The 22,909-nt window shown below is 36.8% G+C and carries 19 protein-coding genes; 12 read left to right on the forward strand and 7 right to left on the reverse strand.

Going from position 1 to position 22,909, the window contains the following annotated elements; translation table 11 throughout:
* Positions 1–67: 67 nt before the first annotated feature.
* The 5 genes from odhB to AC13DP_RS19150 all read right to left on the reverse strand — a co-directional run bounded on the left by odhB (position 68) and on the right by AC13DP_RS19150 (position 7,688).
* Positions 68–1,336: a 2-oxoglutarate dehydrogenase complex dihydrolipoyllysine-residue succinyltransferase gene (gene odhB, locus AC13DP_RS19130; protein WP_483068291.1), complete on the reverse strand. Its 1,269-nt coding sequence runs from the start codon at positions 1,334–1,336 to the stop codon at positions 68–70.
* A 57-nt stretch (positions 1,337–1,393) separates the two neighbouring features.
* Entirely contained in the window at positions 1,394–4,165 is a 2,772-nt protein-coding gene (locus AC13DP_RS19135; RefSeq protein ID WP_347407803.1) for a 2-oxoglutarate dehydrogenase E1 component, read from the reverse strand.
* 296 nt (positions 4,166–4,461) lie between these two features.
* Positions 4,462–5,436 carry a polyprenyl synthetase family protein gene (locus tag AC13DP_RS19140; RefSeq protein WP_272959698.1) on the reverse strand — a complete coding sequence of 325 codons (975 nt, stop codon included), beginning with the start codon at positions 5,434–5,436 and terminating at the stop codon, positions 4,462–4,464.
* 515 nt (positions 5,437–5,951) lie between these two features.
* Complete coding sequence (locus AC13DP_RS19145) at positions 5,952–6,698, reverse strand: glucose 1-dehydrogenase (protein ID WP_272959699.1); 747 nt, start codon at positions 6,696–6,698, stop codon at positions 5,952–5,954.
* Between the two features lie 99 nt (positions 6,699–6,797).
* On the reverse strand, positions 6,798–7,688 hold the full coding sequence (locus tag AC13DP_RS19150; protein ID WP_272959700.1) for an AraC family transcriptional regulator: 891 nt from the start codon (positions 7,686–7,688) through the stop codon (positions 6,798–6,800).
* A 193-nt stretch (positions 7,689–7,881) separates the two neighbouring features.
* Between AC13DP_RS19150 and AC13DP_RS19155 the strand changes: the two genes are divergently transcribed.
* The 6 genes from AC13DP_RS19155 (at position 7,882) to AC13DP_RS19180 (ending at position 15,566) form a co-directional block, all read left to right on the forward strand.
* Complete coding sequence (locus AC13DP_RS19155; protein ID WP_272959701.1) at positions 7,882–8,307, forward strand: MarR family transcriptional regulator; 426 nt, start codon at positions 7,882–7,884, stop codon at positions 8,305–8,307.
* Positions 8,308–8,335: 28 nt separating this feature from the next.
* The gene (locus tag AC13DP_RS19160; protein WP_272959702.1) at positions 8,336–8,746 is read left to right on the forward strand and encodes an organic hydroperoxide resistance protein; all 411 of its coding nucleotides are present in this window, start codon (positions 8,336–8,338) and stop codon (positions 8,744–8,746) included.
* Between the two features lie 191 nt (positions 8,747–8,937).
* Entirely contained in the window at positions 8,938–9,552 is a 615-nt protein-coding gene (locus AC13DP_RS19165) for a TetR/AcrR family transcriptional regulator (RefSeq protein ID WP_272959703.1), read from the forward strand.
* The gene (locus AC13DP_RS19170) at positions 9,533–10,912 is read left to right on the forward strand and encodes a TolC family protein (RefSeq protein WP_347407802.1); all 1,380 of its coding nucleotides are present in this window, start codon (positions 9,533–9,535) and stop codon (positions 10,910–10,912) included. Before AC13DP_RS19165 ends, AC13DP_RS19170 begins: the two co-directional genes overlap by 20 nt.
* Before the next feature lie 13 nt (positions 10,913–10,925).
* On the forward strand, positions 10,926–12,092 hold the full coding sequence (locus AC13DP_RS19175) for an efflux RND transporter periplasmic adaptor subunit (protein ID WP_347407801.1): 1,167 nt from the start codon (positions 10,926–10,928) through the stop codon (positions 12,090–12,092).
* Positions 12,093–12,095: 3 nt separating this feature from the next.
* Positions 12,096–15,566, forward strand: a complete 3,471-nt coding sequence (locus AC13DP_RS19180; protein WP_339809817.1) for an efflux RND transporter permease subunit — start codon at positions 12,096–12,098, stop codon at positions 15,564–15,566.
* A 105-nt stretch (positions 15,567–15,671) separates the two neighbouring features.
* On the opposite strand, the gene AC13DP_RS19185 is transcribed toward AC13DP_RS19180, so the two are convergent.
* Positions 15,672–16,040, reverse strand: a complete 369-nt coding sequence (locus tag AC13DP_RS19185; RefSeq protein WP_228249136.1) for a toxin-antitoxin system YwqK family antitoxin — start codon at positions 16,038–16,040, stop codon at positions 15,672–15,674.
* Positions 16,041–16,269: 229 nt separating this feature from the next.
* On the opposite strand from AC13DP_RS19185, the gene aspS reads away from it, so the two are divergent.
* From aspS to AC13DP_RS19205, 4 genes are all read left to right on the forward strand, one after another.
* Positions 16,270–18,021, forward strand: a complete 1,752-nt coding sequence (gene aspS / locus AC13DP_RS19190) for an aspartate--tRNA ligase (RefSeq protein ID WP_272958973.1) — start codon at positions 16,270–16,272, stop codon at positions 18,019–18,021.
* A 62-nt stretch (positions 18,022–18,083) separates the two neighbouring features.
* Positions 18,084–19,874, forward strand: coding sequence for a chloride channel protein (locus AC13DP_RS19195; protein ID WP_013073922.1), 1,791 nt, complete (start codon positions 18,084–18,086; stop codon positions 19,872–19,874).
* 14 nt (positions 19,875–19,888) lie between these two features.
* The gene (locus AC13DP_RS19200; RefSeq protein WP_041579351.1) at positions 19,889–20,131 is read left to right on the forward strand and encodes a hypothetical protein; all 243 of its coding nucleotides are present in this window, start codon (positions 19,889–19,891) and stop codon (positions 20,129–20,131) included.
* Positions 20,132–20,236: 105 nt separating this feature from the next.
* Positions 20,237–20,431, forward strand: a complete 195-nt coding sequence (locus AC13DP_RS19205; protein WP_013073924.1) for a cold-shock protein — start codon at positions 20,237–20,239, stop codon at positions 20,429–20,431.
* Positions 20,432–20,622: 191 nt separating this feature from the next.
* Here AC13DP_RS19205 and AC13DP_RS19210 read toward each other — a convergent pair whose 3' ends face one another.
* On the reverse strand, positions 20,623–21,576 hold the full coding sequence (locus AC13DP_RS19210; RefSeq protein ID WP_483068292.1) for an NAD-dependent epimerase/dehydratase family protein: 954 nt from the start codon (positions 21,574–21,576) through the stop codon (positions 20,623–20,625).
* A 155-nt stretch (positions 21,577–21,731) separates the two neighbouring features.
* Between AC13DP_RS19210 and AC13DP_RS19215 the strand changes: the two genes are divergently transcribed.
* Positions 21,732–22,310: a hypothetical protein gene (locus AC13DP_RS19215; protein WP_483068293.1), complete on the forward strand. Its 579-nt coding sequence runs from the start codon at positions 21,732–21,734 to the stop codon at positions 22,308–22,310.
* 40 nt (positions 22,311–22,350) lie between these two features.
* The gene (locus tag AC13DP_RS19220) at positions 22,351–22,875 is read left to right on the forward strand and encodes a nuclear transport factor 2 family protein (RefSeq protein WP_013073927.1); all 525 of its coding nucleotides are present in this window, start codon (positions 22,351–22,353) and stop codon (positions 22,873–22,875) included.
* Positions 22,876–22,909 lie beyond the last annotated feature (34 nt).

Here is a 22,909-nt window from a genome sequence, read left to right on the forward strand (position 1 = left end):
CAACCAAAATTTAAAAAGGGAAGCGTACGCTTCCCTTTTTTTATATGATGAACATGGAGATAGAAATTTAAAGTTCTAAAGCTCTCTTCACATCGTTATCCATAAGTAATTCTTCCGGATTCTCTACAGCTTCTTTTACAGCTACAAGGAAACCAACAGATTCTTTACCATCTACAATCCTATGATCATAAGATAGAGCAACATACATCATTGGTCTGATTTCTACATGCCCGTCTATTGCCACGGGACGATCCACGATATTATGCATACCCAAAATACCACTTTGTGGAGGATTAATAATTGGGGTAGACATCATCGATCCAAAAACCCCTCCATTAGTGATGGTGAACGTACCGCCGGTCATTTCGTCCACAGTAATTTTACCGTCACGGGCTTTCAGAGCCAAACGTTTCACTTCCTCTTCTACACCTCTAAAGCTTAAATTTTCAGCATTTCTAACTACTGGTACCATTAAACCTTTTGGCCCGGAAACCGCGATACTAATATCTTTATAATCATATTTTACCTGGAAATCTCCATCGATCATAGAGTTAACATCAGGATACATTTCTAAAGCCCTAACCACGGCCAGCGTAAAGAAAGACATAAACCCTAAACTTACACCGTGCTTATCTTTAAACTCTTCTTTATATTTTTTTCTAAGTGCATATATAGCACTCATGTCTACTTCGTTAAAAGTAGTAAGCATAGCTGTCTCGCTTTTCGCAGCTACTAGACGCTCCGCAACTTTTCGTCTAAGCATCGACATTTTCTTACGAGATTCTCCTCGCTTTCCAGTTCCCGGAGTTCCCATAGAAGCTTTAGCCTGCACGGCGTCATCTTTTGTCACTCTTCCATCCTTACCGCTACCACTTACAGATTTAGGATCAATCCCTTTTTCATCTAAAATCTTTTTAGCCGCAGGAGAAGGACTTCCTTTTGCATAAGTATCATCCTGTTCTTGTGAAGGTGTCGAAGACTTCGAAGGCTCTTCGGTCTTTGCCGATGCTTTATCACTATCCTCCTTGGATTCTTTCTTTTCCTGTTGTTCCTTCACCTCTTCTTCAGCAGATTCATCATCACCTCCACCAGGCTTCTCTGCTTCGGTATCGATTAAGCATACTACTTCACCAACAGCTACGGTGTCACCCTCTTCTGCTTTAAGCGTGATAATTCCGCTTGCCTCAGCAGGTAATTCTAAGGTAGCTTTATCACTATCGACTTCGGCAATTGCCTGATCTTTTTCAACGTAGTCCCCATCTTCTACCAACCATTCTGCGATTTCTACTTCGGTTATAGATTCACCGGGGGATGGAACTTTCATTTCTAAAGCCATGTTCTTCTTTTTTATTTTGCTTTCTGGTGGTATCCCAGAAAATTTATCCAAATTTAATTATTCTTCAGTTAATGATTTATCAAAAACACTGTCGATCACTCGCTGATGTCTTTTCTTGAAACGTACTGAACTACCAGCAGCAGGAGATCCATAGAATTTACGACTACAACATCTAAACTGCTTTGCTTCATCAATATGCATTAGCATATGCCCATACGCTCCCATATTTTTAGGTTCTTCCTGAGCCCAAACAACATCATCGGCATTTTTATATTTACTCATAATCGCCTTCATTTTCTCTACCGGAAGAGGGAATAACTGTTCCACTCTTACCAGTGCCACATCCTCACGTTCATTTTCTTCCTTATACTCTAGAAGATCGTAATAAAATTTACCGGTACAGAACACCAAAGTTTTAACTTTCTCTACATTAGCTGCAGGATCATCGATTAGCATCTGGAAAGAACCTTCAGCAAAATCTTCCTTGGTTGAAATCACTTTTGAGTGTCTTAATAAACTCTTAGGAGTAAAGATAATGAGTGGCTTCCTGAAACCAAACTTCATTTGTCTTCTTAGCAAATGAAACATGTTAGCTGGCGTCGTCACATCGGCAACAAACATATTATCTTTTGCACAAAGTTGAAGAAAACGCTCCATTCTTGCTGATGAATGTTCTGCTCCCTGGCCTTCATAGCCATGCGGCAGGAACATTACCAGTCCGTTTTGCAATTTCCACTTATCCTCTGCGGCAGAGATGTATTGATCAATCATAATCTGTGCGCCATTCACAAAATCCCCAAATTGCGCCTCCCAAATGGTTAGGGTATTTGGACTTGCCATAGCATAACCATAATCAAAGCCTACCACTCCGTATTCAGATAATGGAGAGTTATATATAAAGAAATCGCCTTCCCTTCCTTCAATATTGTTATGAAGGATAATTTCTTCTTCGCTATCTTCTACTTTTAGTACCGCATGACGGTGTGAAAACGTACCACGCTCACTATCCTGACCACTAATTCTTATATTATAGCCTTCAGCCATTAGAGTTCCATAGGCCAGATGTTCTCCCATAGACCAATCCAGCCTATTATCTTTAAAATACATTTGTTCACGTAAATTGATGATTTTCTCTATTTTACGTAAGAACTTTTTACCTTCAGGCAATTTAGAAATGGCTTTGGCAACGCGATCTAGCTCTTCCATTTTTACAGTCGTATCAACATCTTCCATCATGCGATCTTCCTGTACATTTTCGTAGCCACCCCATTCATCTTCCATAAAAGGTGTGATTCTGGTGGTGTCTTCTTTTCTGGAATCTTCTAGATCTTCCTCGAGCTTTTGCTTATAATCCTCTTCAAGTTTTTCGATGTAGGATTCATCGATCATCCCTGCTTTTATTAGTTTTTCCGCATAAATATCTCTTGCATTTTTATGCTTTGCTATTGCTTTATAAAGTTTAGGCTGTGTAAATCTTGGCTCATCACCTTCATTGTGCCCGTATTTTCTATATCCTAATAGATCTATAAATACGTCTCGCTTAAATTCCATTCTAAAATCTAACGCAAAAAGCACTGCATGCACAACAGCTTCTGCATCATCTGCATTTACATGAAGTACAGGAGATAGAGTTACTTTTGCAACATCGGTACAATAAGTAGAAGATCTTGCATCTAAATAATTTGTTGTAAAACCTATTTGATTATTTACAACGATATGAATAGTACCGGCATTCTCGTAACCATCTAACTTAGCCATTTGTACGACTTCGTATACAACACCCTGCGCAGCAACAGCAGCATCACCATGCACCAGGATTGGCAAAACTTTAGAGGGATCGCCGCTATATCTTCGATCTCTTTTAGCCCTGGCAATACCTTCTACTACCGGACCTACCGTTTCTAAATGAGAAGGGTTTGGCGCAATATTGATATTGATTTCCTTTCCGCTTTGAGTTTGGCGACAAGAAGTCCAACCCAAATGGTATTTTACATCACCATCAAAAATATCCTGTTCGTAATCCTTACCATCAAATTCGCTAAAGATATCTTTCGCAGATTTACCAAAGATATTTGTAAGTGTATTCAAACGACCACGGTGAGCCATACCCATTACAAAATCCTTAACGCCTTTTTCAGCAGCACCTTCAATCAAGGCATCTAATGCCGGAATTAAAGTCTCTCCTCCTTCTAAAGAGAATCGCTTTTGACCAACATATTTTCTATGTAAAAAACCTTCAAAAGAGACCGCTTCATTAAGCTTTCTAAGGATTTGCTTTTTCCTTTCCGAATCAAAATCCGGATGGTTTTCATTTACATTCAGTTTTTTCTGAATCCAATCAATTTCTTCAGGCTTTCGAATAAACATATACTCTACTCCAATAGCATCGCAATATATATTCTCCAGGTGCTGAATAATTTCTTTTAGTTTTTTGGGACCAATACCTAAAATATCACCCGCACTAAAAGTAGTATCTAAATCCTCCTCACTTAAACCAAAATTCTCAATGTTAAGTCTTGGTTCGTAATGTCTTCTCTCCCTAACCGGGTTTGTTTTGGTAAATAAATGTCCGCGAGTACGATAACCATCAATAAGCCTTATAACCTGAAACTCCTTGTAAACATGCTCAGGCATTTCGCCTTCCTCAATCGATACAGGAGCTGATCCTAAAGTTTCTGATGAAACATCATTTTGCTCCATACCAAAATCAAAACCCTGAAAAAAAGCTCTCCAACTGGGCTCTACACTATCAGGATATTGTAAATATTGATCGTATAATTCAGCAAAATATGCAGTATGCGCGGCATTTAGAAATGAAAATCTGTCCATAAGTGGAAACTAATGTTTCTATAAAGTGTAAAACACAGCAAAAATACAATTTTTACAAAAAACTGCTTGCAGCATTCAATAGTTTTATTTTATACATTAAAATAAATTTAACATAGAGATAAGGCCTCTTGAGCACCAAATCGCATAATCCATTACGAATATGATAATTTAAATTGGAAAGAGAATTAGAAAGAGATTAAAATTTAAATAAAACCAGATAATATAAGATCGTTTTAACTTTAGCAGCTTTTATTTTTAAAATCATCTAAAGATTACGAAATAATAAGCCTTGATATTTAAACTGTACGTTTCATTAACATGTTGCCAAAATCACGCAACGGCTTCTTCTTCTCTTCAGCGATAGAAATGTTTTCTAAAACATCAAAAGCCATAATGGTATATTTTTCGATCTCTTCTTTTGTTAATTTTGCGGCACCGCTTTTTTGAAAAATAGATTTTACGGTTTCGATCTTTCCAGAATTATCTTCGGGGCTTATAGAGTATAAATATTCTAACTGCCTGGCATCATCTTCAGCAGACACCTCTAGTGATTTTAGATATAAAAAGGTTTTCTTATTTTCGATAATATCACCCCCTACCTGTTTCCCAAAAGTTTTTGGATCACCAAAAGCATCCAAAAAGTCGTCCTGAAGCTGAAAAGCGATCCCTAAAAGCCTTCCAAATTGATAAATAGCTTTTTTACATTCTTCATCTACCCCAGCTACAATGGCGCCCATTTGTAAAGAAGCCCCTACCAGTACAGCGGTTTTATATTCGATCATCTTAAGGTAATCGTCTATACTTACATCATCCCTGGTTTCAAAATCTATATCGTATTGCTGCCCTTCACAAACTTCTATGGCTGTCTTGGTAAAAAGCTGTGCTAATTCTTTAAACGTATCTCCTTCATAATTCTCAAAAAGCTGGTAGGCATTTATAAGCATAGCATCCCCAGAAAGTATACCGGTATTCACATCCCATTTTTCGTGAACGGTTGCCTTCCCTCTTCGCAAAGGAGCATCGTCCATGATATCATCGTGAACCAGGGAAAAATTATGAAAAATCTCTATCGCCAGTGCAGCATCCAGGGCTTCCTTATAATCCTTGTTAAAAATTTCTGTTGCCATCAAGACCAGCACAGGCCTTAAACGCTTGCCTCCTAGACCAAGGATATAAACCATTGGCTCGTAAAGGTTTTTAGGTTCTTTAACCTCAATTTTATTTTCAAGATAGTCGATAAAAGCCTCTCGATACTCTGAAATAGCCAGCATTAAAATAAATTTTTTCAGCTAAAATACCACAATTACCATGATTTCAAATTTTAAGGGATGTTTAATCCCTTGTGCTTGATAAAAAAGGAAGCTATTGGTTAATGTTTGGTACTGAAAATTTGATATTGTGTTCTTAAAAGCAAGAAATAATACGCCAAAAGAAATTCCTAAAGTTCCTGTTCATGGAATATGCCAATTGCAGATGTTTTTAAGCTTATCGTTTATAGTTTTATAAAATAATGCAATTCTTTTTTATTGAATATGGCAAAAAAAGCTTTCCAAAAACCGCTTTAGGATAAGTCTGGAAATAGACAAAAATTACCGGCTTTAATATTATTTCCATGATTTATGCAGCTAAGAATCAAAGATGGCATTTGCTAAAACAGGGATTATTGAATAATGGTGTTATCTATAAAAAAACCGGTCATTTGAATTTGATTTTAAAAAAGGAAACTAAAAAAACCTCTCTAAAGCCAAAAAGAGAGGTTTTAAGGAGAAGTTTTATTTAAATAGGTTTAACGCACACTCATCCCTCCATCTATTATTTGCTCTGTACCCGTCATGTATGATGATTCATCAGAAGCAAGAAAGATCACAAGATTACTTACTTCTTCAGATTGTGCCAGGCGACCTAAAGGGATAATACTAGTCGCGTCCCCACCTTCTTCGTCTGTGGCTTCTGCCATCATAGGTGTTTTAATAAATCCTGGATGGACCGAATTGGCACGTATATTTTTATCTGCATACTCCACCGCGGTAGCTTTTGTCATTCCCCTTACCGCAAATTTACTTGCCATATAAGCTAAATTTGGATAACCGTAAATGGCTACAATTCCTGCAATGGAAGATATATTTACTATAGATCCTATCCCGGCTTTAAGCATTGAAGGCAATGTATATTTCATGCCATAAAAAACCGCATGCTGATTGATACTGCATATTTTTAGATAAGTCTCATCTTTTAACTCTTCTGTTTTGGACAAGGGCCCTAGAATACCTGCATTGTTCACCAGTACATTAATAGGTCCAAATTTTTCTTCCCCTTCTTCAACTACTTTTTTCCAATCCTGTACTTGGGTAACGTCATGCTTTACAAAGAGGGCATTTTCTCCTAAATCCTTTGCGATTTTAAGTCCTCCTTCTTCATTTATATCCGTCATTATTACCTTAGCTCCTTCTGCAACAAACTTACGCGCATGTGATGCTCCCATGCCCTGTGAAGCCCCTGTTATTATTGCTACTTTACCATCTAATCTATTCATTACTAACTTCATTTTAAATTAATTAAATGAAGGTATTGAAAGATAAAAACAAGCTGTTTATCCAAAATTGTAAAATATTTACCTTTTTGTATAGGGGTGTTAATTTAATGTAAGTTGTATATCTTGCCTAAACAAGCTAGGGGATATTCCCGTTTGCTTTTTAAAAAATTTACTAAATGCATATACATCACTAAAGTTAAGCTCATAGGCAATTTCACTTATATTCAAATGAGTATATGAGAGTAATGACTTTGCTTCGTTCATTAATTTTAAATTAATTATAGCGGCAGGCGTGCTTCCTGTTTGCTTTTTTATCAGCTTATGTAAATAATTGATGCTTATATTTAATTCAGCCGCATAATAGGAGATGTTTCGCATAGATTTATAATGCTCTGCCACCAATTTTTTAAAATTAGAAGAGAGCATACTCCCTGAAGTTGTACCTGTTGATATATCCTTTTTTTTATAATTTTCTAGCACATCCTGAGTTTCATAAACCAGTACTGAAATCAAATTACGGGCTATATATTCCCAACGCTCACTTGAAGTACCAATTATTAAATCAAATATTTTCCTGAAAACGTCTTTAAGCTGGTAATAATCTAAGGCAGATAGATGTACACAGGAATCAAATTGATAGCTTAAAAATGAAAATTTTGAAACTGAGAAAATATTTTCATTTAGATAATCCAAAAACTGCTTGGTAAAAAGGATAAAAGAGCCTTTGGTGCCAGGTTCTATATCAAGGATACGTATAATTTGATTGGGCCTATAAACCAATAGGGAATGCCCTTTAATTAAAAAAACCTTATGATCTACTTCTATTTTTATAGAGCCACTTTGAAGCAAACCGTAGGAGAAGTAATTGGGCTTTAATGCATATTCCTCAAAAACTTTCGGGATGGCTGTTAAATAGAAAAATTCATCTGACTTGTTCCAGCTTATTTTACGGTAATCAATAATATCACGTATAGTATAATCCTGCATCATTATCTATCAATACTTATTGCATTTCAAGATAACAAATTTAATATACTATCGCTTCAAAAATGCTAATTGTATATGCTATCAAATAATAGATGATAATGGAATGTGATGTCAAAACATAAATAAATCACAAAAAGACTTATGTTCTTCTAAATATTTTATAGTTTTACACAACTTAATTGTACACAATCTAATTATGAAAGCTTTTACCCTCGACGACCAACTTTGTTTTAAGTTCTATGCTATTTCGCGGCAGCTTACCATGCATTACCGGCCAAAGCTGGATGAAATTAACCTTACCTATCCGCAATACCTGGTTATGCTGGTATTGTGGCAACAACAGGAAATTACCGTAAAAGAGCTGGGAAGCCAGCTTTTATTGGATAGCGGGACATTAACCCCATTATTAAAAAGACTGGAAGAAAAGAAATACTTAAGCCGTACCCGAAGTAAAACCGATGAGCGAAATGTCCATATACATCTTACCTCAATTGGAGAGGCTTTAAAAGCGAAAGCCGAAAAAATACCGGAAACACTTATTAATTGCCTGTTGGTGGATCAGCATGAATATGAAGACTGGAAAGAGCGATTGGATCATTTATTGACCATCCTGAAATCTTAAATCATTTAAAAACAAATAAAAATTAGAAATGGAAAAATTGTACACGGCACGCGCGAGTGCCACAGGAGGCCGAAGCGGCCACGTAAAATCAGAGACCGGGGTATTGGACATTGAAGTTCGTACGCCCGAATCCCTAGGAGGACCAAAAGGCGATTACCTAAACCCCGAAATTTTGTTTGCTGGAGGCTATGCCGCCTGTTTTGACAATGCACTACTAATGATTTTAAACAAAGAAAAAATAAAATCGACCACTACAACTACTGCCGAAGTTCATCTTGTAAATAATGATGGGGCTTATGGCTTGGATATTACGCTGGAAGTAGAAATGCCCGGTGTAGAAAAAGACAAGGCAGAAGAACTGGTAAACCAAGCGCATCAGGTTTGCCCCTATTCGAATGCCACAAGGGGAAATGTAGATGTAACATTAGTGGTGAAATAAAAAAATTAGCATCACAAAGTTTAAAGACAGCTGGGATTCCGGCTGTCTTTTTTTATATAAGGAATTCTAGAAATTAATCCCTTGCAAGCTTCAAGCTTTTGACCATACCTTCTTAAAAACCATGGAAACTTTATTTGTTTTTAAAGTTTCCGTAATCTAAATTTGTCGAAAAATTAAAAACCTTAATCGCCTTGAAAGAAACAATTTTAAATATGGCTACCGAGATGTTTTTAGAATTTGGCTTTAAAAGCATCACCATGGATGATATTGCTGAAAAGTTGGGTATTTCAAAAAAAACCATCTATGCCAATTATTCAACCAAGACAAAATTAGTGACCGATGTGGTATATAACCTATTGGATATTATTCAAAAAAGTATCAGCGCAATAAAAAGTAAAAACCTCAATTCGATTGAAGAATTATTTGAAATAAAAAAGCAAATCGGAATTTTCCTAAAAGACGAAAAAACCTCTCCACAATTTCAATTACAAAAGTACTATCCAAAAATATTTAAAAAAGTGGAAAGTGAAAGATCTGCCATGGTAGAATGTAGTATATGGGAAAATGTAACAAAGGGAGTAAAAGAAGGATTATTCCGCAAAGAAATAAATATTGATTTTACCTGTAAGCTCTACAATGAATGTATGCATTTAATAAGGAATCCCCATATTTTTCCTTCAGAAAAATATACTAAAGCAGAATTATTTCAATTATACATAGATTATCATATAAGAGCAATTGCAACAAAAAAAGGATTAGAAATCTTAGAAGATCTAACAAACAAAAATGAAACACCTACCGATTAAAATTTTATTTAGTCTAGCTCTTTTTTGCAGCATTGGTACAGCAGCCCAGGAAAATGAAGAAGTTCAGCAGTCCTTTTCTTTTTCTATGGAAGAAGCTATACGATATGGGCTAGAACATAATATCGAAGCAGCCAAAGCGCAAAAAGACATCGCAATTTCCTTAAAACAAAAGTGGGAAATCATTGCACAAGGCTTGCCTCAAGTAAGCGGCAATGTAGATTATCAAAATTATATAAAACAACCGGTTACTTTACTTCCTGCAGAAATTACCGGTGGTGAGCCGGGAACTTTTGTACCTGTCACATTTGGTACCCAGCAAAGTATGAATGCTACCGCAACCTGGAACCAGATAATTTTTGACGGCTCTTACCTTGTAGGGATCCAGTCTGCAAAAACCTTGCTCCAGATTACCGAGAACGCCAAAACAAAAACCGATCAGGAAGTTAAAAAAGGAATCATTAATGCCTATGGCAATGTTTTATTAGCTGAAGAAAATGTTGCCATCCTTAAAAAAAACGTAGAAAGTGTACAAAGCACCTATAATGATACTAAAGCAACCTACGAGAACGGACTTGCAGAACAGGAAGATGTAGAGCAGCTTGAAATTACACTCTTAACCCTAAAAAACAACTTGAACCGGAGTACGCGAATGTTGGATATTGCTTATGAAATGCTAAATATCTCTTTGGGACTTCCTGTAGAAACCGATTTGGTTTTAACAGAAGCGCTAGAGTCGCTGGCCATACAATATTTTGATCTTTCGATCTTACAGGAAAACACTCCAGTAGAAGAGAATATCGACTTTAGAATTGCCAAAAACACGGCAGAATCTGCTGAGATTGAAGTGAAATTGGAAAAAGCAAAAGCCTTGCCCTCCCTTACCGGCTATGTAAATTATGGATACCAGGGATTTAGCGAGAAGTTTACTTTTTTAAATGATAATCAGGAATATTTCAATCAGTCCATTTTAGGTATAAGCTTAAATATTCCCATCTTTAGTAGTGGGATGCGTTCGGCAAGAACACAGCAAAAGAAAATTGCTTTAGAGCAGGCACTGGCCGATCTGGAATACACAAAAAACGAGGTGAAACAACAAATAAATTCGGCTAAAACAGAATATGAATATAGTCTCGACAATTATGAAGTTCAGAAAAAAAATCTGGATTTAGCCGAACGTATTGAAAATAAAAACAAAATAAAGTTCAAAGAAGGCGTTGCCAGCAGTTTCGAACTCAATGAAGCACAAAGACAATTATATACCGCACAACAGGACTACCTGCAATCTATGCTGAATGTAATCACTAGCAAAGTTGAGTTAGAGAATTTATTAGACACCACTAAATATGAAGAAAAAGAATAACTACCCCCGCCATATGAAAAAATTAGCAGCAATTTTAAGTGTTTCTCTTTTGTTAGCCGCCTGTGGTAACGAAAACAAAAAATCTGTAGACGACCTTATTGAAGAAGGTAACCTTAAGGAGATAAGAGCCAGAAAATCTGAATTAAGTAAAGAGCAAAGCGCAATAACTTCAGACATTAATAAACTGGATGAAGCTATAAATACATTAGATAAAAACAAAAACCTTAATCTGGTCACTGTAACAACTTTAAAAGACAGCACATTCGAACATTTTGCTGAAGTGCAGGGGAATGTTGCTACCGACGAGAATATTATTATTTATCCAGAATATTCCGGCATTTTAAAAAATGTATATGTCAAAGAAGGTGATCGTGTTAATAAAGGTCAGGTTCTGGCAAAAATCGATGATGGCGGATTATCAAGTCAGGTGGCACAGGCACAGGCACAGGCAACATTAGCCAAAACAACTTATGAACGCCAGAAAAGGCTATGGGAACAGAATATAGGATCTGAAATCCAGTTTTTAGAAGCAAAAACCAACTTTGAAGCTACCCAAAAAGCAGCCGAACAATTACAATCTCAACTTGCTAAAACTACGGTTACCGCCCCTTTTAGCGGTGTGATCGATAATATAATTAGCAATCAGGGAGAAGTTGTAAGCCCGGGACAAAGTCAGCTTTTCAGAATCATAAATCTTAATAATATGTATGTTGAGGCTGCGGTTCCTGAAAATTACCTCCCAAAAATTCAAAGAGGAACCTTTGTGAAGGTAATGATTAGCTCGGTAAACAAAGAATATGATGGCAAAGTTACAGACGTTGGCAGCAATATTAATGCAAACAACCGCACCTTTAGAGTAAAAATAGCCATCCCAAATCCTGATAAGCTTATACGCCCTAACCAAATTGCCACTATACTGCTTAATGATTATACAGCAGCATCTGCAATCACCATTCCTGAAAGCACCATACAAAAAAATGCAATGGGCGAAAGTCTGGTTTATACCTTAGAAAGAAAAACAGACAGCACCGGTGTAGCGCAGAAAAATGTCATCGAAACCGGTTACGTTTATAATAACATGATGGAAGTAACAAAAGGTCTATCGCCGGGTGAAATCCTAATTGTTGAAGGTAGCAAAAGTTTAAGAGACGGACAGGAAGTAAAAATCAGCAAAAAGTAACACATGAGCAATTTAGATAAAGAATTTAAGCTCTCCTCCTGGGCAATCGACAACAAAATGACGGTGTACGTTATTATTGCGATCATTATGCTGGGTGGTTTGCTTTCTTATTACGGGATGCCGCGGGAAGCATTTCCGGAAATCGTAGAAACTAAAATATACGTAAGTTCGGTAAACCCCGGAAACTCGGCTGAAGATGTAGAGAAGTTTATCACAGAACCTTTAGAGGAAGAGTTTAATAATATAGCCGGCATCAAGGAAATTACCTCGACCACCCTTCAGGATTATTCTATTGTTATTGTAGAGTTTGAAGAAGATATTAGTGTAGATGTCGCCAAAACAAAAGTAAAAGATAAGGTAGATTTAGTAAAAGCCGAAACTACCTGGCCTACTTTAGATAATGGAGCTAAAGTAGAACCTAACATTTTCGATCTTAATATTTCAGAAGAAATGCCTATTCTGAATATTAACTTAACCGGTGATTATCCCGTTCAGGAATTAAAGACTTATGCTGAATATCTTCAGGAAAAAATCGAATTACTTCCGCAGATAAAAGAGGCCAGTATTCGTGGTGCTGAGGATATGGAGGTTGAAATTGCCGTAGATGTCTACAAAATGTCTGCATCACAGGTAAGTTTCGATAATATTATAAATGCGGTAAGTATGGAAAACAAAACCATTTCTGCCGGAAATATTATTACCAGTGGTGTTGAAAAGAACATCAGGATCGTAGGAGAAATACAGGATCCAAAAGAATTAGAAAACGTTATTGTAAAACGTGAAGGAGGAAATATCTTCCTTAAAGATATCGCTGAAATCAATTTTAAAGAGAAGGATCCAACAACTTTTGCCAGAGAGTACGGGGAGCCTGTAGTCATGCTGGACATCAAAAAGCGTGGTGGAAAAAACATGATCGAGGCGGTAGAAGATATTAAAAAAATTATCGCTACAGAACAGGAAGATTATCTCCCAGAAAACCTTCATATTTCGTACTCTAACGATCAATCCACTCAAACGCAAACACAGGTAGACGACCTTGTAAATAACATCATCTTTGGGGTGATACTAGTGGTTTTGGTATTAATGTTTTTCTTAGGTTTTAGAAATGCACTTTTTGTTGGTTTAGCCATTCCACTTTCTATGTTCCTATCTTACATTGTACTTTCCAGCCTTGGCTTTACCCTAAACACCATGGTACTTTTCGCTCTGGTTATGGGGCTGGGAATGCTGGTAGATAACGGTATTGTTGTGGTAGAAAACGTATATACTTTAATGGACGAAGGGATGCCCAGAAGACAGGCGGCCAAGCAGGGTCTTGGAGAAATAGCATGGCCTATTATCGCTTCGACCGCAACCACTCTGGCTGCATTTTTCCCATTAGGACTTTGGCCCGGCACCATTGGTAAGTTTATGGTCATCTTTCCAATCACTTTATCTATTGTACTAGGTTCATCGCTGTTTGTAGCATTGATCATCAACTCGATGCTTACCTCAGAATTTATGAAAACCGAAGAGGAAGAGATCACCAAAAAGAAACTTATACGATTATCCCTAATATTGGGAGCATTAGGAATTGTTCTCTTATTAGGTGGTTTTTTACTGGATATAGGGGCTTTTAGAGGCATTGGAAATATTTTAATCCTTTTGGTTATATTACTATGGCTTTATAAGTATGTATTAACAAAAGCGATATCCTATTTTCAGTATACGGCTTTAAAAAAACTGGAAAACCGTTATGAGAATACATTAAAATATGCTCTAAGCGGTAAAAGAGCCTATGCGTTTTTCTTTGGCACCGTGATTATGCTAATCCTTTCTTTTATCCTAATTGGCGCAGTACAACCTAACGTATTGTTTTTTCCGGAAAATGAACCGAAACAGATTATCACTTATATCGAATATCCGGAAGGGACCGATATCCAAAAAACCAATCAACTCACTAAACAGGTTGAAAAAAGAATCTACGATGTCATCCAAAAATATAATGATGACGGCTACAATTATATGGTAGAGTCGGCTATTTCTCAGGTAGGTGAAGGTGCTGGAAACCCGCAGACCGATGGCGGCCAACAAAATGAAATGCCTCATAAGGGTAAAATCACTTTGTCTATGCGTGAATTTAATGAACGTAGAGGCGTAAGAAGTAGTGATGTAATGGAGGAAATCCGCGCAGCCGTTCACGGCTTTCCCGGGGCCTCGATTATCGTTGAGAAAGATGCTGCAGGCCCTCCTGCCGGTTACCCAATTAATATTGAAATTAAGGGCGAAGATTACGAAGAAATGCTGGCTGAAGCCGAAAATATGCGCTCCTATATTCAGAGATTGAGCATAGAAGGAATAGAAGAGCTAAAAATCGATGTTAACAAATCTAAATCTGAACTTGAAGTTATTGTAGACCGCAGAAAAGCAGGTCAACTTGGTGTTTCTACGGTCGCTGTTGGGCAAACCTTACGTAGGGCGATTTATGGGGAAGAAGTTTCTACCTATAAAGAAGGAGACGACGATTATGAAGTAAATGTGCGCTTCAACGAAAAATTTAGATACGATGAAAATGCGCTGTTCAATCAACCCATTACCTTTAGAGATCAAAATAATGGGCAATTGGTACAGGTTCCAATTTCAGCATTGGTAAATACTGAAGTTGCCTCCTCTTTCAGCTCGATCAAAAGAAAAGATCTAAAAAGAGTAATCACTGTTTATTCTAATGTGTTGGGTGATTATAATGCAAACGAAATTGTACAGCAATTAAAAACCGAACTTCAGAATTACGAATTACCAGAAGATATGAGTTTTGCCTTTACGGGCGAGCAGGAAGAACAGGCAGACAATATGGCGTTTTTATTAAAAGCCTTACTTATTGCTATAGGTGGAATTTTGTTGATTTTAGTAGCCCAATTTAACTCGATTTCCAAACCGATAATCATTATTAGTGCGGTAGTATTAAGTTTGGTGGGCGTATTTTTCGGATTAATTATTTTCCAGATGGACTTTGTGATTATCATGACCATGATGGGAATTATATCTCTGGCCGGTATTGTAGTGAATAATGCTATTGTTCTTATTGACTATACCCAAATCCTTATAGACCGTAAGAAAAACGAACTTGGTTTAGAAGACGACGAGCTGCTTACAAGAGCACAATATTTTGATTGCATTGTACGTGGCGGTAAATCAAGGTTACGCCCCGTACTTTTAACAGCAATCACTACTGTTCTTGGATTAATCCCATTAGCAATAGGATTAAATATTGATTTTTTTGGATTAATGATCGATTATGATCCACGTATTTATATAGGAGGAGATAATGTTATTTTCTGGGGACCTTTAGCCTGGACAGTGATTTTCGGACTGGTTTTCGCGACCTTCCTAACATTGATCGTCGTACCGGTCATGTTCTATCTTGTAAATCGTGCAAAGGTTAAAACCAGAGATAAAAAATTGGCCAGAAAAGAACAAAAACTGGCCAAAAGCTAAATATAAACTATGCCGGCATTTCTGGTATATTCATTATATTTAGAAAGTAAAAAAAGCCCCGATTGTCAAACAATCGGGGCTTTTTTATTAAACTAAAATCAATCTCTATTCTTCGTTTATTGCTAGCGAAGATTTAGATGAAATATCATTTACTGATACGATTTGGTTAGACTTATATTCTACCTGCTTAATCTTATCACCTTCCCAAAAAAGCCATCTACCAGTTTTTGCACCATTGTTATATTCCGCGGATGCTGTCTTTTCACCATTCTCGTTGTAAGAAACCCATTTTCCGTGGAGCTCCCCTTCCTTGTACGTACCTTCCTGCCTAATACTTCCGTCTTCATAATAATATGTTCCTTTTATTAAATCTCCCTGTTTTTCAAAAACAGGTTTTTTAACTCCGTTTTGTGCGATAGCTGCTCCTCCTATCATCATTAGTGCAGCAATCATTGTATTTTTTATCGTCTTCATTATGCTATCTATTAATCTTATAGTAACAAATATAATACAAAATTTACATTAAAACAATAATTACATAACATTAAATTAACATTAAACCTGTAACACAATGATTTTAAGCATATTAATTAAAATTATTTAGTGTCATTAAGTTTACATAGTGATTAATTTTAGTCTGTTTATTTACTCAAACCACATTTACTTATTACTTTTGCCCCACTAAAATTTTACGAAAACAACTATGTACAGAAGTCATACTTGCGGTGAGCTTAATTCTTCCAAAATCGGGAACGAGGTAACGCTTTCAGGATGGGTGCAAAAAATTAGAAATAAAGGTTTTATGGTCTGGGTGGATCTTCGTGATCGCTACGGAATTACCCAGCTTATTTTTGATGAAGAAAGATCTTCAGAAGATTTGATGAAGAAAGCTGCAACCCTGGGCCGCGAGTTTGTAATTCAGGTAAAAGGTGATGTGATAGAAAGGGAATCCAAAAACCCTAATATCGCCACAGGTGAGATTGAAGTTTTGGTAAAAGAACTTGCGATTTTAAACGCATCACTAACGCCACCTTTTACTATTGAAGAGGAGACCGATGGCGGTGAAGATCTAAGAATGAAGTATCGCTATCTTGATATTCGAAGAAATCCGGTGAAAAACAAACTGATTTTTAGACACAAAGTAGGGATGCAGGTTAGAAATTATTTATCTAACCAGGGATTTATTGAGGTTGAGACACCCTATCTTATTAAATCCACTCCTGAAGGTGCTCGTGATTTCGTAGTTCCAAGTAGAATGAATGAAGGGCAGTTTTATGCCTTACCACAGTCGCCACAAACTTTTAAGCAATTGCTTATGGTTGGAGGAATGGATAAATACTTCCAGATCGTAAAGTGTTTTAGAGATGAGGATTTAAGAGCCGATCGACAGCCAGAATTTACACAAATCGACTGTGAAATGGCTTTTGTGGAACAGGAGGACATACTAAATATCTTTGAAGGCTTAACTCGCCATCTGCTAAAAGAAATCAATAATATAACTATTGATGCCTTCCCACGCATGACTTATGATGAAGCAATGCGCAAATATGGTAATGACAAACCAGATATTCGCTTTGGGATGGAGTTTGCCGAGTTAGACGATATTGCAAAGAATAAAGGCTTTAATGTTTTCGATCAGCAAGAACTCGTTGTAGGTATCGCTGTTCCAGGAGCAGCTTCTTATACCCGAAAGCAAATCGATGCTTTGATTAGTTGGGTAAAACGCCCGCAAATTGGGGCAAACGGACTAGTTTGGGCTAAATACAACGATGATGGAAGCTTAAAATCTTCTGTAGATAAATTTTATACGGAAGAAAATCTAAAAGAATGGGCACAGGCCACGGGCGCAAAACCCGGCGATCTGATTTTAGTTATGGCTGGTGATGCCAATAAAACAAGATCTCAATTAAGTGCATTACGTATGCATCTTGGTAACGAACTAGGCCTTAGAAATCCAGATGAATTTGCTCCGCTTTGGGTAATTGACTTCCCTTTACTAGAATGGGATGAAGAAACAGAACGTTACCATGCCATGCACCACCCATTTACGTCTCCTAAAGCTGAAGATATACCTCTTTTAGCTACCGATCCGGGAAAAGTAAGGGCTAATGCTTATGATCTCGTATTAAATGGTAATGAAATTGGTGGTGGTTCTATAAGAATTCACGATAAAGAAACACAATCTAAAATGTTTTCTCATTTAGGCTTTACTGAAGAAGAAGCTAAAGAGCAATTTGGGTTCTTAATGAACGCTTTTCAATACGGTGCACCACCACATGGTGGAATTGCATTTGGCTTTGATAGATTAACTGCCATTCTTGGTGGCCAGGAAACTATTCGGGACTTTATCGCTTTTCCAAAAAACAATGCCGGCCGCGACGTAATGATTGATGCTCCATCAAAATTAGATGAAAGCCAACTAAAAGAATTAAGCTTAAAACTGAATATTGAATAAAACTGAAATCCTGCTTTAGAGCAGGATTTTTTCGTAATATCCTAAAATTGGAGGTGTAGCAGATGTTTTTAAAAGCGGTTCCTGGATTACAAAAATTTTTACTGTGGAAGACAAAGCATCTTTCGCAACAGCAGTTCATTTTAATTCTTAGTGCTATCATTGGCTTTACGGCGGGTTTGGGTGCGGTTATTATAAAAAACTTAACTCATTTTATCCAAAACCTACTGGAGGGAAATTTAATTGCGAATTATCATCACGCATTCTATTTTATTTTCCCAATTATAGGTCTGGCCTTAACGGTGTTTATTATAAAAAAAATATTACGAAAACCAGTAGGGCATGGCATACCTTCTACACTATATGCCATTTCAAAAAGAAAGGGACTTATGCGTTCGTTCCAGATGTACGGTTCGATTCTAACAGCTCCGATAACCGTTGGTTTTGGTGGATCTGTAGGACTAGAGGGACCTACCGTTGCCACAGGGGCTTCTTTGGGATCTAACATTGCACGTTTATTTAGAATGAACCAAAGTGCCCGTACACTTTTAATAGGTTGTGCAGCCGCAGGAGCGATGTCTTCTATTTTTAAAGCGCCTATTGCCGCTATTATTTTTGCCATAGAAGTTTTTAGCTTAGATCTTACCCTGGTAAGCATGTTGCCATTACTTACAGCATCAGTATCAGCGATCTTAACTTCCTACTTTTTCTTCGGTTCAGATACCATTCTTCCTTTTGAACTTATGGACGATTTTACCATTTCAGAAGTACCATTTTATATGATCCTGGGCTGTATATGTGCATTAGGCTCGATGTACTTTACGGTGATCTATTTTAAAATACATACCATCTTCGGGAAAATTGAAAATAAATTCTTTAGGCTATTACTGGCAGGAGCAGGACTGGGAATTATCATATATTTTATTCCCCCGCTATATGGTGAAGGTTATGGGGTTATAAATAACCTTTTAGCCGAAAACTATATTCAGGCTTTAGGAACTAACTTTTTAAATGATTTTCTCGATAATATCTGGGTTGTGATTTTACTACTTGCAGGACTGGTAGTATTCAAAATCTTCGCAACCTCACTTACTTTCGCGGCAGGTGGTGTTGGCGGAATCTTTGCACCAGTACTTTTTATGGGAAGCGCCCTAGGACATTGTTTCGCTCTAGTAGTAAACCATTTAGGCATTACTAACGAGCCTATCTCCACCAGTAGTTTTACAATGGTAGGGATGGCAGGCTTAATGGCAGGGGTTTTACATGCACCCTTAACAGCTATCTTCCTTATCGCCGAATTAACCGGGGGATACGAACTTTTTGTACCATTAATGATCACTGCCTTAATATCATATATGATTACCAATACGGTGCAACCACATTCCGTCTATACTTTAGAATTGGCACAACGTGGCGAACTTTTAACTCACGACAAAGATCAAACGGTATTAACCTTGCTTAATATTAACCAGATCATTGAAAAAAACTTTATTCCTTTAAATGTGAATATGAATTTAGGAGATGTTATTCACGAAGGTGTGATTAAGTCTTCACGAAACATTTTTCCTGTAATTGATAAAGAAGAAAATTTTATGGGAATTATTCTTTTAGATGATATACGGCCGATAATGTTTAAACAACATCTTTACGATGAAATTACCGTAAGCGATATTATGCAAAGGGCACCAGACATTATCGATCTGCAAAACGACAGTATGAAAACAATCATGAAAAAATTTCAGCATAGTGCCGCATGGAATCTCCCCGTTGTTAAAGATGACAAGTATGTTGGTTTTATTTCAAAATCAAAAATGCTCACCGCATACCGCCAGAAATTAATCGAGGTAACTGTTTAATAAAAAGAAGAGCGATGAAGATAGTGATGAAAATTTTAGTTATAGCGATTTTAATCGCCATAGCAGTAGGTTTCTATTTTAGAATTGCCGAAGAGGATATTGCAACAGGTGATAAGATTATAGGTATTGCCGTACTAACCGCATCATTTGTTTTAATGCCTATATTTTTAGTGGTACGATGGAGGGGTAAAAAGCTCGAAGACTACACTTTAAGCCCTGAGAATATGAAAAAAATGCGAGATAAAGGTATTGATTAATACCCCCAAAAAAATTGAAAAAATTTCAGAAAGTTTACCTATTATTCAACCAAGGTCTATAATATTATATTATGTTTGTACTTTATTAATTATTATTTTATTACAATGGAAGGTACAGTTAAATTTTTTAATGAGTCCAAAGGTTACGGATTCATAACCAACGACGACACAGGAAGAGACATCTTCGTTCACGTAACAGGGATCGACGGTGAGACTCTAAATGAGGGAGATAAAGTGGAGTACGTTGAGAAAGAAGGACGAAAAGGTCTTAATGCAGATCAGGTTCGTGTTATTGGATAGTGCATATAGATTAGATTATATATAGTATTCAAATGCCAAAGCCGCTCAGTGAGCGGCTTTTTTTATGCTATCTTGTATTTATTTTACCCGATAATGGAAATTAAACGCGCTGTTGCGGATAGTTATCGGGATATCTCGTTTTAAAAATTCTTGTTTAGATTATATGCTTTGTAGACTTGCCCTGAAGATACTTACTTCACTAATTGCGTTTTCACACCGCTAAGCATCGCTTCAGTTAAAGCCGCTATATCAAAATCATTAGACCATCCCCAATCTTCACGGGCTGCTCTATCATCTATCTTCGAAGGCCAGCTATCTGCAATATCCTGTCTAAAATCCGGATCATAAGAAATTTTAAATGCTGGGATATGCTTTTTAATTTCCTCAGCTAAAATTGCCGGTGTAAAGCTCATCGCTGCTAAATTATAAGATGATCTTATTTTAAGAGCTTCCGATGGAGCATTCATGATCGCTACTGTAGCTTTTATAGCATCTTCCATAAACATCATCGGTAAGGATGTTGAAGCATTAAGAAACGAGGTATATTCTCCTTGTTTAATAGCCTCATGAAAAATCTCTACGGCATAATCTGTAGTTCCCCCTCCCGGTAAAGTTTTATAACTAATTATACCTGGATAACGGATGCTACGTACGTCTACTCCATACTTTCTATGGTAATAACTACACCAGCGCTCGCCGGTTTGTTTACTTATACCATAAACGGTGGTAGGTTCCATAACCGTAGTTTGTGGCGTATTTTCTTTTGGAGTTGAAGGACCAAATACCGCTATACTTGAAGGCCAAAATACTTTTTTAATCTTTTTATCTTTTGCCAAATTTAATACATGGAACAATGAATCCATATTTAAAGCCCAGGCTTTCATTGGTGCTTTCTCTCCAGTTGCACTTAACATTGCCGCCATTAAATACACCTCTTGAATCTGGTGCTTTTCCACCAAACCGGCAATTTGCTCATAATTCATTGCATTAGCAATCTCAAAAGGTCCGCTAGCCATAAGCTCTTCACTTCCTTCTCGAATATCACTGGCAATAATTGCATCATTACCATGAATCTCACGGAGTTTTAAGCTAAGTTCGGTTCCTATTTGGCCACTGGCGCCAATAATTAAGATTTTTGCAGGCATACGCTTAAAAATTTTGTGCAAATATATTTATTTATTGCGAATAAAATTTGCTAAATCGTTTAATCTAACCCGATAATTATGTTATTTTTAAGAATGAAGAAAATATATGGCTTTAGTATTTTAATCGTTTACATTTGTAAAATCAAAATTTGATAATGAAGCGAGCAATTTTCGGAATACTATTGATGATTTTGGGCTCCTGCGTTCAGGATTCGGAAAAAGGAAAACCTGAAACTAAACCGCGGGCCACCCCAGCTTTTACTCAAAAATTTGCTATAGAAACATCTATTTTACCTTTAGAAGCCTCCGCAAGAAAGCATGCCTCCAAATGGGCCGCTTACATTGTTTTGAATGAGGAGGTGAAACAGCTTCAAAACACATCGGTAAATTATTTAATCGATAATTCTTCTGCATGGGCTCAACTTATGGAAACATTACAAGCTACGCTACCGGATTCTTTAGCATCCAAGCCCGTAAACTCAAGATTAAGGGTACTTACTACAAAAGCTAAAATCCTGGAACAAAAATCCCATTTGCAAAGCATAAAACCGCAAGAGGTAAAAGAAATTGCCATAGAAATCCCTATGGATTTTAATAACCTTAATATTCAGCTTAACGAATTATTTATTGAAAGTATTGAAGATTTCGAGGCCGAATTAGATCGCCTGGTGGAAGAAAACCGCTTAAGACAGCAACAAAAAAGAGATAGCCTGGAAGCCACAACTCAAAATTAAATACTAGAGATTTATCGTATATTCCGCGAAAATACATCTCATGAAAAAACAACTAATCACTCTTATCTTATGCTATTTAGGTTGTGCAGGTTTTTCCCAAACAATGCCCTACCAATCCAACGCGAAACAAGCGAAAACAGAAATTTCTGATGTGATCGATCACTGGCATCAAGCTGCCGCCGAAGCAAATTTTAAAAATTATTTTCATCTAATGACTAAGGATGCCGTTTTTATTGGCACCGACGCTACTGAAAATTGGCAAATAGAAGAATTTAAAGCCTATGCCAAACCCCATTTTGAGAAAGGCAAAGCATGGGATTTCACTTCAGTACAAAGAAATATTTATCTGGCCAATACAAAGGGAATTGCCTGGTTTGACGAATTACTTGATACCCACATGGGCATTTGTAGAGGTTCTGGTGTAATGCAATATATCGATGGCAACTGGAAGATTGCCCACTATGTACTTTCTATTGAAATTCCAAATGAAAATATTGAAGAGATCACAAAGATCAAAAAAGACTTTGACACGAGAATCTTGCAGGCTTTAAAAACAAAAAACTAGGTTCTTTGTATTTTGTAACAAAAAATTCAAAAAT

The sequence above is a fragment of the Zunongwangia sp. L-65 genome, assembly GCF_056859415.1.